General features: G+C 58.2%; 8 protein-coding genes. All 8 read right to left on the bottom strand.

Annotated features, from left to right (window positions below):
- Nucleotides 1–132: 132 nt before the first annotated feature.
- Nucleotides 133–1,971 (bottom strand): exodeoxyribonuclease V subunit alpha, encoded by a 1,839-nt coding sequence (recD, locus tag LZ634_RS08205; protein WP_234503824.1) that lies wholly within the window; start codon nt 1,969–1,971, stop codon nt 133–135.
- Nucleotides 1,968–5,507, bottom strand: coding sequence for an exodeoxyribonuclease V subunit beta (recB, locus tag LZ634_RS08210; protein WP_234503826.1), 3,540 nt, complete (start codon nt 5,505–5,507; stop codon nt 1,968–1,970). The genes recD and recB overlap by 4 nt, the downstream gene beginning before the upstream one ends.
- Nucleotides 5,504–8,389, bottom strand: a complete 2,886-nt coding sequence (gene ptrA / locus LZ634_RS08215) for a pitrilysin (RefSeq protein ID WP_234503828.1) — start codon at nt 8,387–8,389, stop codon at nt 5,504–5,506. The genes recB and ptrA overlap by 4 nt, the downstream gene beginning before the upstream one ends.
- 186 nt (nt 8,390–8,575) lie before the next feature.
- Nucleotides 8,576–11,947: an exodeoxyribonuclease V subunit gamma gene (gene recC, locus LZ634_RS08220; protein ID WP_234503830.1), complete on the bottom strand. Its 3,372-nt coding sequence runs from the start codon at nt 11,945–11,947 to the stop codon at nt 8,576–8,578.
- A gap of 12 nt (nt 11,948–11,959) precedes the next feature.
- A complete protein-coding gene (locus LZ634_RS08225) occupies nt 11,960–12,280 on the bottom strand; it encodes a prepilin-type N-terminal cleavage/methylation domain-containing protein (protein ID WP_234503832.1) in 321 nt (106 codons plus the stop codon).
- A complete protein-coding gene (locus LZ634_RS08230; RefSeq protein ID WP_234503835.1) occupies nt 12,265–12,669 on the bottom strand; it encodes a DUF2509 family protein in 405 nt (134 codons plus the stop codon). Before LZ634_RS08230 ends, LZ634_RS08225 begins: the two co-directional genes overlap by 16 nt.
- A complete protein-coding gene (locus tag LZ634_RS08235) occupies nt 12,666–13,220 on the bottom strand; it encodes a prepilin peptidase-dependent protein (protein WP_234503838.1) in 555 nt (184 codons plus the stop codon). The genes LZ634_RS08230 and LZ634_RS08235 overlap by 4 nt, the downstream gene beginning before the upstream one ends.
- Nucleotides 13,214–13,672, bottom strand: a complete 459-nt coding sequence (locus LZ634_RS08240) for a prepilin peptidase-dependent protein (RefSeq protein WP_234503842.1) — start codon at nt 13,670–13,672, stop codon at nt 13,214–13,216. The genes LZ634_RS08235 and LZ634_RS08240 overlap by 7 nt, the downstream gene beginning before the upstream one ends.
- Nucleotides 13,673–13,791: the final 119 nt, after the last annotated feature.

Consider the following 13,791-nt stretch of genomic DNA (forward strand, 5'->3'; position numbering starts at 1 on the left):
CAGCCCTCTCCCTTAAAAAGGGAGAGGGAGCACAACGAGCCCGTACTCATATCTGAATTCCGCTTTGGCACCGAGGCACCAGCGGTCCCCTCGCCCCTTTGGGGAGAGGGTTAGGGTGAGGGGTATTTCGAGCTACGCCATTTCGGCGAAAATCGCCGTTAGCCCGCTGCGTCGTTCAGTGCGGGTCGCGATGGCCTGCGTCAGCAGATGTTCATCGGCATACAGCGACAGTCTGGATTTTGCACGTGTGATAGCGGTGTAGATAAGCTCGCGGCTCACCACCGGGACAATCTGCGTCGGCAGCACCAGCGCCGCGTGGGTGAACTCTGAGCCCTGAGATTTGTGTACCGTCATCACCCATGCGGTGTCGTGCTCCGGCAGGCGGCTGGGCTGCACGGATTTAATGGTACCGTCCGGCATCGGGAACCAGACGCGCGTCCCCTGCCCGCGATCCAATGCGATGCCGATATCACCGTTAAACAGCCCCAGCGCGCTATCGTTGCGGGTGATCATCACCGGCCGCCCTTCATACCAGCGCGAATGGCGCTGCGGCACAATCTGTCGATGGCGCGTCAATATCTGTTCGAATTGCGTATTCAGCCCCGCGACGCCCCACGGCCCCTCGCGCAGCGCACACAGCAGCTGATATTCACCAAAGGCGGCCAGTATCACCGCCGGCTCAGCCTGTTCACGCAGCAGCTGGAGATAATGCCCATAGCCGGCGCGCGCATCGTCGAGCATCGCGCCGTAATCTTCCGTTGTGCGCAGCGGCTTGAGTTCGATATCGCTAAATCCACGAGCAAAAACATCAGCAACGGCTTTTTTGTCGCCACGGTTTACCACGCTGGCAAGCTGCCCAATGCCGGAATCGCTGCCGAAACGGTAGCTGGTACGCAGCAGGCACAGGCTGTCACGCAGCGCGCTCGCCGCGTTGCCCTCTCCGGCAGGAACCGGCGCGCCGACTAAACGACTCAGCTCATGCGCACGTTCTTCGGTATAACCCGCGCTCACCCAGCCACAGATATCGCCCAGCACCGCTCCGGCTTCCACCGACGCCAGCTGGTCACGGTCGCCGAGGAAAATCACCCGCCCATGCGGCGGCAGCGCGTCAATCAGCCGCGCCATCATCGGCAGGTCAATCATTGAGGCTTCATCTACCACCAGCACATCAAGGTGCAGCGGGTTATCCGCGTGGTAACGTAGCCTTTGGCTGCCGGGCTGCGCGCCCAGCAGGCGGTGCAGCGTGCTGGCATCCGTTGGCAGCATCGCCTTTTGTTCATCGCTCAGATCCAGCTTGCGCAGCGCGGCACCGAGTGATTCGGTTAATCGGGCCGCCGCTTTTCCGGTCGGCGCCGCCAGACGAATTCGGCACTTTTCCGTACCGGACATCTGCACCAGCGCCGCCAGCAGTTTGGCGACAGTCGTCGTTTTCCCGGTACCCGGACCACCGGAGATCACCGAAATTCGCCGCGTCAGCGCAACGGCGGCGGCAACTTTCTGCCAGTCCACCGTATCACTTGCCGGGAACAGCGCATTCAGCGTCGTCGCCAGCTGTCCCTCATCAACGGCAAACGGTGCCTGGGTATCACTAAAGAAACGCGCGACGGTCAGTTCGTTGTGCCACATGCGGTTTAAGTAGAGGCGCTCGCGGCTTAAAATCAGCGGTGACGGGCGCTCTCCGTTGCTGACCGCCTGCGAATCCCGCAGCAACGTTTCCCAGTTCTCAGGCGCACCGGCGTCCGCGAACAGCTGTTGCCACAGCTCACGCGCGCGGCCTTTCGCCTGCATCGCTGGATTCAGGTGGGAAAGCGGCAGACAGACGTGCCCTTCCCCGGTATCGCGGCTCAGCATCGCAGCCGCCAGCATCACCGCCGGATGTTCGTTCTGCGCCACCATTAGCGCAAACTGCACGTCCAGCGGGCGCAGCAACTTCAATTCGGCAGCCTCGAGTAGGCGTTGTTCGAGCGTCATGCTTTTACATCCTCTCCCGCAAACAGTGCATCCATTGCCGTAATCAGCGCTGGGTCAGGTCGGGTGGTGAAAATCCCCTGCTGTCCGGCCTCGCCGTCTACACCACGCAGGAACAGATAAATGACGCCACCAAAGTGCCGCTCGTAATCATAATCCGCAATGCGGTGGCGCAGATAGCGGTGCAGCGCCAGGGTATAGAGCTGATATTGCAGGTCATAGCGGTGCGCCTGCATGGCTTGCGCCATTGCCTGCGGGGTGTAGGCTTCACCGTTTTCCCCCAGATAGTTGGACTTGTAGTCCAGCAGGTAATAGCGCCCATCGTGACGGAAGACCAGGTCGATAAAGCCCTTCAGCATGCCGCGAACCTGGCGGAAATCCAGCTCTGGGCAGCCCGCGGATAACGGATCATAGCGGCGGGTTAAGGCGTCCAGCGCGCGCGCATCGAGCGCTTTGGTAATCGGTAGATAAAATTCCATCTCGACCTGTTTTTGCCGGGCGCTGAGCTGATTGAGTGCAATCCCGCTTTCTGCCAGCGGGGCTGCCAGCACCTGCGAAATCCACTCGGTTAACACCGGCTCCCACTCTTCGCCGAAGCCATTGCTTTGCAGCTTTTCACGCATCCATGCCGGGTCAATCGGCTGGGTGAAGTCGAGATCTTCAAACAGACTATGCAGGAAAGTCCCCGGTGAAGCCCCGCGCGGGAAGTTGTGCGGCGTCATCGCCGGCTCCGGCTGAGCATCACCGGTACCCACGGCATCGATATCCAGGCGCGGCAGCAAATCCTGCGCCACGCTGTGCCCGCTTTGCTGCAGGCCGGAATAGCTGGTCACCCGCCAGTCATCGAATACCCGGCGAAGCACCTGCCGCGCCGCCAGTTCAGGCATCCCGGCCTGCTCCGGCTGCCAGCGGCTATCGTCCGGCGGCGTGACGGGTGTTAGCGCAATATGTTCGTCGCACAACGCGCGTAGACAGGCTTCAAGGCCAGCGGCGGTCAGCACCTCGCCTTTTTGCAGCAGCCGCCCCGGCGCGCTGTGATGTAATTCGGTATCAGTCGGTTTATCGCTACGCCGCGCGGTTAACGGCGCAATGCCAAGGCTACAGTGCCAGACGGCGCGGGTTAAGGCCACGTACAGCAGGCGCAGATCCTCCGCCAGGCGTTCGGCTTCCGCCAGCTCAAGGCTCTCATCGCTTTCGTTGAGATCGAGTACCGCAGCAAAGGATTCCCGGTCGTGATAAAACGCCTGCTTCTCTTTACGGAAACGGGCGATAAACGGCAGCCAGACCAGCGGATACTCCAGCCCTTTCGATTTGTGTATGGTGACAATCTGCACCAGGTGTTTGTCGCTCTCCAGACGCATCTGCTGGCTGGAAGCGTTGGTGTCCGGCTCAGCCACCTGTTGGTTCAGCCAGCGCACCAGCGCATGCTCGCTTTCAAGCTGGGTCGCCGCTTCTTGCAGCAGCTCACTGAGATGCAGGATATCGGTTAAACGCCGCTCGCCGCCGTGGGTGGCCAGCAGGTTTTCCGCCAGCGAGCGCGCACTCATCAGGGCGCGAATCATCGGCATCACGCCGCGGCGCTGCCAGATATTACGGTACTCGGTAAATTCTTCCACCAGCGTATCCCAGGCGTTCTCGTCCAGGTTTAGCCGTTCGATATCCCGCGCATTGAGGCCAAACATTGATGTTGCCAGCGCACTGCGCAGGGTATTTTCGCGCTCCGGCGTCAACACCGCCTGCAGCACCCACAGCAGCTCCTGCGCTTCCGGGGTTTCAAATACGCTGTCGCGGTTTGACAGATACACCGACGGGATTGCCAGCGCATTCAACGCATCGCGAATCAGCGACGCTTCCTGGCGATTACGCACCAGCACCGTGATATCAGAAGCCTGAACCGGGTGAGCTTTATCACCACGCCACAGCAGCGCCGTGCCGCGCTGGCCAGCGGTGAGCCAGTCACGAATTTGCGCCGCGCACTGCTGGGCCATCACGTTTTGGTAATCCCCCGCGCTGACCCCTTCACCGGGCATCAACCACAGGTTCATTGCCGGCTGTTTTTCACCGTCGATCTCAAAGCGCAGCGAGGCGTTTTTATCCGCCGATTGGACCGGCAGGAACGGAATATCGCGGAACATAAAGGGGTTATCAACCAGCCCAAACAGGCGGTTGACGCTCTCAACCATCCCCGGCGCCGAACGCCAGTTGGTGTCGAGCGTGTAATGCGCGGCCACGTCGCTGCGCGCGCGCATGTAGGTGAAGATATCGGCGCCGCGGAAGGCGTAGATGGCCTGTTTTGGGTCGCCAATCAGCAGCAGCGCGGTCTCCGGCTGCTGTCGCCAGATACGGCGGAAAATACGGTACTGCTGCGGGTCGGTATCCTGGAATTCATCAATCATCGCCACCGGGAAACGCTGGCGAATGGCGGCCGCCAGCGCATCACCGCTGTCGCCGTGCAGGGCTTCATCGAGACGGCTCAGCATATCATCAAAGCCCAGCTCACCGCGACGGCGCTTCTCACGCGCCACCGCATCACGTATTTCCGTCATCGCCTGGGCAATAACCAGATCGTTAAGAGTCAGCGGCGAATCCAGCAGCCGTTCGATAGCGCTGAATAAGGGGTGCGTTGGTACTTCCCCGCCCGCTTTGGTGCGTTCGACGAGGAACGGCTGGCTGAATTTTTCCAGCGCATCGGGCAACTGGTAGTTTTGCGTCTCTTCCTGCGCCCAGCTGCTGATTTTGTCGATCCACTTGCCCTGATTGCCCCGGTTAAACTTACGCCTATCAATACCTGAGTTTTCCAGCAGCGCATCCAGCTCGCCTACGTGCGTTAGCCACAGCTGTTTGATCTCCCCGATCTGCGCGAGGATCTTTTGATGGCGGGATTCCAGCGTTTCCGCATCGCTTATCGGCATTTTGAGCTGCGGCGCTTCGCCCTGCAGGTAGCGATCGATGGACTTCAGCAGATCCTGCGGCCCTTTCCAGGACTCGACAATCACCTGTGCGATCTCGCGGTTCAACGGATAGCAGTGGCGTCGCCAGAAGTCAGCGCAGGCCTGGTAGCGCAGCTGAGATTCGTCTTCGATCAGCTGCTGTTCAAACAGCATGCCGGATTCAAAAGCGTTAAGGCTGAGCATCCGCTGGCAGAAGCCGTGAATGGTAAAGACCGCCGCATCGTCCATCTGACGCTCGGCCAGCAGCAGCACGCTCGCCGCCTGCTGGAGATCGTCGATTTCTGCCAGCAAGCTGGCATAGAGGGGATTATCGGTGGCGTTACGCAGGCAGGCGACGCGCAGTTCGTGGATGTTGCTACGAATGCGCCCGCGCAGCTCTTCGGTGGCGGCCTCGGTGAAGGTCACCACCAGCAGTTCTTCAACGTTGACCGGCCGGGGATAGGCAGCCTCGCCGCCAAGCCCCAGCAGAAGCCGCAGGTAGAGTGCGGCGATGGTGAAGGTTTTTCCGGTGCCCGCTGAGGCTTCAATCAGGCGCTCGCCAAGAAGGGGTAAGCGCAGGGGATCAAGGGACTCGGCGGTATCGGTCATTCGTTCTCTCGTCTTAAGGGTAAGGATTGCTGCAACGCGGTGATGCTCTGCCACACCTTCCAGCCTTCAGGGTGCGCATAGTCAACTTTGCCGTTCTGGCTGCCGGAAACCTGTGACAGTACCGTCATCCCCTGCGGCGCAACCACCGCCTGGTGGAAGAAGTCGGCCAGCTTTTGCGGCGTTAACAGCTTAATTTGGGCCACTACTTTAGCACGTGAATCAAAAGCCATATTACCGCGATCGAAATCTTTGCTCAGCTGCGAGGCTTCATCGCCGAGGGTTTGCGGCGCTTGCAGCATGTCGGCAATCACCGCCTGTTGGATTTGGGCAAACTCTTCCGGTTTCATCGTCCGCAGCTTCTGTTCCGCAGTCGGGAAGAAGGCCTTAAAGCGTTCCCACAGGAAGGCCGGCTGTTTTTCGTTACTTTGCAGCAGGAAGCCCATGCCCCACTGGCGACCAATGTTCATGGAGAAGGCAAACACCGCATAGCCCAGCTGCTCTTCGGTACGCAGTTGGGTGTAGAACCACGGCTGGATGATTTGCGCCAGCATTGCGCTTGCCGCCGAACTTGAGAATTCATCGACATTTGCTGGAACGAACACCGCCGCCAGCGCCGAGTCAGTGCTGCTACCCGTTTTCTCAAAGATGGCGTTCTGCTGTTTATCGACCAGTACGTCTTTGTTACGACACCATTCGTTGCCGTGAGCGCCAAGCTGCAACTGCACGTTACGTGCAAGCGTTGTCGACTGCTCGCGGCTCAGGTTGCCAATCACCATAAATTCAGGACGCCCGCCCGCTTTAAGCTGGTCGCGATAATCCATCACCTCTTTTAAGGTGATGGACGGCAGCAGCGCTTTGCGTTCGTCGCGCTGGAAATACGGCACCTGGGAGACCATCTGAATCGGCATAATGGCCTGTTCGTAGGCTTTGCCCTTCTCCGCCGAATCCATCATCTGCTTGTACCAGGACTTGGCCTGCTCAAGCTGTTCTTCGGTTGCCGTGTAGCTGAAATAGCCCTGCAGCAGCGCATCGAAAAGCTGCGGCAGACGCTGGGTGTAGCCGTTGGCGTTGAGCATCAAACCATTGTTGGCACCGGTTGAGAAGCTGATCCCGCCGACGGCGGCCTGATTGCTGAGCTGATCCAGCGCAATGCCCGCCAGATAATCATTGAGGGCAAACATCACCTGACTTTTGGCGCTATCCATCGCCTGCGGGTTACGCAAGATCATGGTGATATCAGCCTTCGGTTCGAGGCCGAAATAGCGGCTTGGCATGTACACCAGACGCAGTTCGGGCTCATCAACGATAAGCTGCGGATGATCGGCGCTTTTCTCAGGCTTAATCAGCGTGAAGTCGTCCGGAATATACGGGTTCAGTTGCGGCAGGCTAAGGTCAATAGCACCAGACTCTTTCTGCCATTTGGCGAAGGTATCGGCGCTGATTTTGTCGACCTGATACGGTGCATCAACGAAGTAGGCCACTTTGTTATGCGGCTCTTTCGGGCTGATGTACCAGATACGGGCATTCTGTGGGGTCATCATCGCCAGACGCTCTTTTACCGCCTGCGGGTCATAGCGGTCAGCGATGTTGACGACATCCAGTGTGTGCTGCACCGGCACGCGGATCATCGTGTCAGCCAGCCACTCAACGTAGTCCATGTTGCGGTTAATCGATGGATAGCGGAAGTCGAGATCCAGCACATGGGCCAGTTCGTCGAAGTAGCTCTTGTCGATACCTTTGTCACGCATCACATCAAGGTAGCGGAAAATAGCGGCGACAACTTCGTCGCGATGGGCAAGGCCTTTGTCGGTCAGAGTCGCAGAGATCGCCAGCACGCCGCTGTTGCCGTTCACTACCGGATCGGAGTCGGCGCGAATACCTTCCACCAGCCCCTGCTTTTGCAACCAGTCGGATAAGGTTCCCGGCGTACGGTTGCCGATCATATAGGTGATCAATTCATCGGTTTTACTGCGGAATTGGGCGGAGTTGTTGTCGATACGAAACTCGACGCGCAGCACTTTGCGCGGCAGCGCCGGCACGTAGTGAATGACGATGCCCTTTTGCGCATCGGTGACGACAGGAACGGTGATTTCCGGGCGTTCAATGTCTTTATTTGGTACGCGGCCATAGGTCTGTGCAGCCATTTTTGCCAGCTCAGGCAGCGGCTTATTGCTGTAAATCACCGCCTTCATCAGGTTGGCGGAGTAGTACTTGTCACGGAATGCCAGCAGCGCATCGTAGACCGGGCTATTAGGTTTGTCGCTCAGCGTTTCCAGATTGCCGCCAGAGAAGCGCGCGCCGGGGTGCGCCGGGTTGATGGTTTCGGCACTCACCTGCGCCATGCGCATACCGTCACGGGTACGCGCCATGGTCAGCTCGGCATTCACCGCGTTGCGCTCGCGGTCGACGTATTTTTTATCCAGCAGCGGCGCAGCAATGGCATCGGCAAGCCGGTCGACCGCGCCTTGAAGAGCATCGTTCTCCACTTCCAGATAGAAAGCGGTGCGGTACGGCGCGGTACTCGCATTGTGGCTGCCGCCGTGCATTTTTAAGAATTCGGCAAGATTGTCAGGCTGCGGGTAGTTTTTTGAGCCCATCAGCGTCATGTGCTCAAGATAGTGCGCCAGACCCGGATGAGAGTCAGGATCTTCCAGCGAGCCGATTGGCACCACCAGCGCCGACAGTGATTTCACCGCCTGCGGGTCGGAGACCAGCAGAACAACCATGTTGTTATCCAGCGTAATCGCCTGATACTGGCGAGTATCCTTTTCGCTCTTACGGATGGTTTCCTTAATCGGTTGCCACCCGGTGTCTGCCTGACCGACGGTCGCCCAAAGGGCAGTGACTAAAACAACAATACTCAACCAGATACTGCGGGGCATTCACGGACCTCACCATTAACAAATACTGCTAACAAATCTTAATGCTTGTGCAGGTAGCCCGGTCAGCGCACCTTACCGGGGGCGTCCCGGAACAGGGCAAACAGCCTGGTCCGGGCTACCTCTCATCAGTCCGTGACGCGTTGCGCATAGTAATTCAACGGCTAGATTTGCGCAATTTTTATACAATCATGTTGACTGATTAAAGCGAAATACGGGAAGCAAGTACGGCGTCGTTTGTTCGATAACAGCCTCATACTGCGCGGGTTCCAGGGTACGCCACAGGCGTTGATACCAGACATCGGCCCCTTCGCCGCTTACCACCATATTGCCTTCGTACGCTTGCAAAAATTTACTGCGCGCTTTTTGCAGCGTCTCTGTATCTCTTAAGATGGCATCATTTTCGGCATCGTAACAGGCTTTTATCCACGCCCCGCCGCTCTCAGGTAAAAACAGCAGCGGCTGGCACATCCCCTGACGATAGCCTTTAACCAACTGGGCCAGATAGGCGTTAGCCTCATCAACCGCCAGCGGAGGGAAGCACCATTCACCCTCTTTTCTCAGCAGCAGCCGGCTTTCACCCTTGCCGCCGCTAGCACAGTAGACAAGGTGTTCCAGCCAAAGTTGCATCCCTTGTGAAACGCTAAGCAAAGATGGCCGCCAGCGCAACAGCCCATTCTCCTGAACCTGCGGCAACCATCCGGTTATGTTAACCCCGTCGCATTCGAGATCGATTTCCATACTCTGCCCTGCCCGGCGGTATTCAATTACCCGGCTGGCTAGCGCACTCATCTCCTGATGCTGTGCCTGCCAGGCTATTTCACCAAACGGGCCGTAGGGCAACTCACCTGCCGCACGATAACGACGGTACATCCGATCCGGCTCCTGCTGTTCAATCAGGGTATTCAGCAGTTGCTGGTTAAGCTGATAACGCGTCAGCCCTTCAAGAGTGAACGGTTCAGTATCGGGGATATCGCTCTCTTCGCTGCGGAAATTGACCTGAAGCCGTAGCTGGAAGAACGCCCGCACCGGGTGACGCCAGAAGCGCTGCAGCTGCTCCAGCGGCAGCGTGGGGAGATCCTGCGGTGCCAGCGGCTGGATAAAGTCGGCGTGGGCCTCTCCCTGCTGGCTGGCCGCCGCCAGCCACTCCCGGGCATAGCTTTGCTGTTCATCGGCCTGATAGTTTTCGGCGTCGAACGGCATACGGCTGTGCTGGTGCATAATGTGCTTCTTGACCCGCTGTTCGCTTTCGTCGCAGTTCAGCGTTTCATCACCCGCCAGGCAGTGGCTCTGACCGATGTAGTCTAAGAGTTCCTGAACCAGCACCGACGGATAGCGTTCACTGTTGTCCTGGATGGAACGGCCGATGTAGCTAATATAGAGCGCTTTCTCTGCCGACATCATCGCTTCAAGGAACAGGTAGCGGTCATCGTCACGGCGGCTACGGTCACCACGCACCGGCTTTTGGCTCATCAGGTCAAAGCCGAGCGGCGCCAGCGCACGCGGGTAAATACCGTCGTTCATCCCCAGCAGGCACACCACTTTGAAGGGGATTGAACGCATTGGCATCAGGGTACAAATATTGATAGGCCCGGCGAGGAAGCGCTGGCTGATGCGCTCCTGGTCAAGACGCTGCCCCAGTTCATCACGCAGCAGCGACAGCGGCACTTCACCAGCGTACTGCGACTGAACGCCCTGAGCGATTATCGCCTGCCACTGCTGCTCAATCAGCGTCAGCGCCGCTTCCGTGTCCTGATCCGGTAAGAAGAAATCATTGAGCATTTCACGGCACACCGGCAGCCACTCTTCCAGCGAACGCGCCTGCGTCAGCACCTGCCGCCAGCGGTTAAGCTGCATCAGCAATGAGGCCAGATGGCCTACCAGTTCGGCAATCAGGCCGCTGGATTCGTCGTACGGCAAAACATCCTGCCATTCGCCCTGACTGCTCTCCATGGCATAGCCCAGTAACATACGCGTCAGGCCAAAGCGCCAGGTGTGTTGCCCGGTGGCTGGCAGATCCAGTTCGCGGACGTTATCGTCGTCCATCCCCCAGCGCACGCCGGATTCGTTAACCCACTGACGAAGATACAAAAGCCCCGCTTCATCAATATTAAAGCGCACGGCCAGTACCGGAACGTCGAGCAGCGCCAGCACATCTTCACTGGTAAAGCGGCTATCCGGCAGCGACAGCAGGGTGATAAAGGCCTGCATCGCCGGGTGCGCCTGGCGGGCGCGGCGGTCAGAAATCGCGTACGGCAAATAGCGCTCGCCGGTAGCGCTGCCGAATACGGCCTGGATGAACGGGCTGTAGCTGTCGATATCCGCCACCATCACGATGATGTCGCGCGGCGTCAGCGTAGGGTCTGCTTCCAGCATTGCGAGCAGACGATCGTGCAGAATTTCCACCTCGCGCTGCGGGCTATGGCAGACATGAACGGTCAGGCTACGGTCATCCAACGCCAGCGGGCGTTTGTTGCCGCTGTGGGCAAACTCTTCGGCTGTCCGCCCGGCGATAGCGCTATTTTTCAGCTCCAGTACGTCGTACTGGAGGTTGTGTAGCAGATTATCCGGTTCGATATCGACAAACGCATCCAGCTCCTGATAGCGCTCAAGCTCCGCCAGCAGGTAGATATAGTCGCGCCCCAACTTGCCCCAGGAGGCCAGCATCGGGTTGCCCACATCCTGTTCACCGTCGTCGTTAAATAGCCCCGGCGCGCTTTGAGAGTCCTGGAACAGCGGCAGTTCCCGCTGTTCGCGGTAGTGGCGACGCTGACGCGCCATTAATCGGGCCAGAAACGCAGGATCTTTAATATCGCCCCAGTAATAGCGGCATGGGTTGGTGAACAGCACGTAGATATCGATGTGCTTGCCGAGCGCCTGTAGCGCGTGCAGATACACCGGCGGCAGCGCGGAGATACCGCAAATAAACACCCGTGGCGGCAAACCGGCCGGCGGCTCGCTGCTGTTTTCCAGCGTATCGATAAAGCGTTGATAGAGGTTGGCACGGTGCCACAGCGGTTGTCCGAGCGCCGCGGTGTGCTCCACCAGCGCTTTCCACAGCGGCGCCTGCCACTGCTGGGCTTCACCCACGCCGTCAACCAATTGCCCAGCCTCCCACTCGGTCAGCCACTGAGGACGGTAAACCAGATATTGGTCGTAGAGATCCGCTACGCGCGAAGCCAACTGGAACAGTTTGCGCTTGTCGGCGTCATCGGTCAGATAATGGCGCAATGGCGTAAAAGCTTCGTTATCAAGCATCCCCGGCAGCAGCGTCATCAGCTTCCAGCTCATACTCTGCTTGTTAAAGGCGCTTTCGCCGGGGATCTCGGGCAACACGCGGGTGAACATGTCCCAGATAAAACTCGCAGGAAGCGGGAAGTCGATGTTGGCAGCAATACCGAAACGCTGCGATAGCGTCATCTGTAGCCACTGCGCCATCCCGGTACTTTGCACGAGGATCATTTCAGGCTCGAAAGGGTCAGCCAGCCGGTCCTGCTCAACGATAAATTCCATCAATGCTTCCAGCACATCCAGACGGTTGGAGTGGTAGACCCGTAACATATTCGCTCCTGACTACTGACTGACCGGACAATGCAGACGCGTCATGCGTCCCTGCTTGCCCATGGGGGTGATAATAGTAGCATTGATGCTGACACAAGATGCTGATGATGTCTGTAGCCGCTGGCTGTGCCAACCTTCTGGTAATGCCGCTGCCTGCTGCTGGGTCTGCCCCCAGGCATAACGCCACAGCTGGCGATACTGGTTAAGCTGTACGCTAGTGGTCGCCAGCGCACGATAGTAACCGCCCAGCGCCGTCACTACGCTAACCATCAGGAACATCGCCAGCATCACTTCTGGCAGACTGAACCCTCGCGATTTTAAAGCGGCTGACATAATGACACCTCCTTTAAAGGGCAGAAGTCGCTCCAGCTGTGCGCAGAAAAGTGAATGTGACCCAAAGTCCAGATTCCGGATTGCCAGAGGCGCAGCGCTTCGCTTTGAGCAATCAACAATAGGGTACCGTCGGCAAATAACCGCAGACAAACCCGACTGACTTCGTCATATCCCCGACATTGCTGCCCTGCCGCCACATTCCATGACTGCATTTTCCCCCACTGTAGCGCCGAATGGACGCTCGCTGTTTTTCGCAACGCGCGGGTTTCATCGTTTACCATTGCCAGCTGTTGCCGCTGAATCTGATTAAGCCCTTGCAGCATCAGGCTACCCAACAGCAAAAGCATCAACACCATCGCCAGCGAAGAGATGCCCCGTTGACGATTCATAGGTTATAGCCCGTCACGCTGTACTGCGCGCTGGCTGTTTCACCTCGCCCGGTAGCCGCCGTAAGCGCAATGGAAAATTCCGGCGGGAAACTATTGTGCGTTTTACGTATCACCTGAAAACCGGTAACGGTCATGGTCGCCGGGTCACTCATTTTGTACCAGCCATTACCCTCACAGTTCATCGCGCCACGCAGCGTTTCCAGTACGCCTGACTTCAGGCGAAAACCAATGCTGTCCGCTTCATCCGCAGGCGATATTTCCCAGCGGCCGTTACTGTTACTGTCCCAGCGGGCAATGAGACATTCGCCTTGCGCCGAAAGATGCAGCGGCTCACCGCTACAGCTATCTCCCCCGCAATATCCTGTACGCTGCAAATGTTTGGCTACCGTAAATAGCTGCTGCCAGAGATCGTCCTCCAGCGCCTGCTGACGCATCTGCTGCATAATGCCGAACTGCAAAGCGGGCAAAAAGCGCGAGGCCCCCAACAGCAAAATGCTGCTAATCGCCATGGCAATCAGGACTTCTAACAGTGAAAAACCGCGCATTAGCATGCTGCCTCCTCGCATAAACGAACGCGCCCCCAGCCTGAAACCACTATGCTCCAGCTGCCCGCCGCGCTTGCCAGCATGATGCTCCCCGCCCATGCGGTGTTTCGCAGGCCGAAGAAGGCCAGGTTGGGGGTTATTTTGCTAATGGCGACTTCCGTCCATAGCGGGCTGAAGACGGCGGGATTCCCTGATGGGCAACCTACCAACACCGTATCATCCGCCACCACGCACCAGTGCTGCGCCGTCCGGTTAATCCGCAACCGACGGTCGATATTGTGCCAGTTAGCGTCGTTTCGGAGATAAATCATGTAATCCTTTAGCGCGCTGGCGGTTTGCCACAACCGCTGTGATTGCTGCCAGCGTTGCCAGCCATTCAGGCCGGAAACGCTGAGGATAAGCACCAGCGTCATTGCCACTAAGGTTTCGATCAGGGTGTAACCGCGTTCTCTGTTCATGTCGGCGAGTATGCCGGGAAGGAGACGGCCTCACGAGCGTAGATTCTGCGTTTCACGTTGCGCAGCGAGAGAAGAAGTAAGGCTTGCTGTAACGGCTGAGACAGACTGGAATCCGTTAC

Source organism: Kluyvera intermedia, assembly GCF_021440345.1.
GTDB classification, from domain to species: domain Bacteria; phylum Pseudomonadota; class Gammaproteobacteria; order Enterobacterales; family Enterobacteriaceae; genus Kluyvera; species Kluyvera intermedia_A.

What these genes read in the sequence shown, in the direction of transcription:
- ptrA (WP_234503828.1), bottom strand. Translation starts at nt 8,389, where the DNA reads ATGCCCCGCAGTATCTGGTTGAGTATTGTTGTTTTAGTCACTGCCCTT.
- recD (WP_234503824.1), bottom strand. Translation starts at nt 1,971, where the DNA reads ATGACGCTCGAACAACGCCTACTCGAGGCTGCCGAATTGAAGTTGCTG.
- LZ634_RS08225 (WP_234503832.1), bottom strand. Translation starts at nt 12,280, where the DNA reads ATGTCAGCCGCTTTAAAATCGCGAGGGTTCAGTCTGCCAGAAGTGATG.
- LZ634_RS08240 (WP_234503842.1), bottom strand. Translation starts at nt 13,672, where the DNA reads ATGAACAGAGAACGCGGTTACACCCTGATCGAAACCTTAGTGGCAATG.
- LZ634_RS08235 (WP_234503838.1), bottom strand. Translation starts at nt 13,220, where the DNA reads ATGCTAATGCGCGGTTTTTCACTGTTAGAAGTCCTGATTGCCATGGCG.
- recB (WP_234503826.1), bottom strand. Translation starts at nt 5,507, where the DNA reads ATGACCGATACCGCCGAGTCCCTTGATCCCCTGCGCTTACCCCTTCTT.
- LZ634_RS08230 (WP_234503835.1), bottom strand. Translation starts at nt 12,669, where the DNA reads ATGAATCGTCAACGGGGCATCTCTTCGCTGGCGATGGTGTTGATGCTT.
- recC (WP_234503830.1), bottom strand. Translation starts at nt 11,947, where the DNA reads ATGTTACGGGTCTACCACTCCAACCGTCTGGATGTGCTGGAAGCATTG.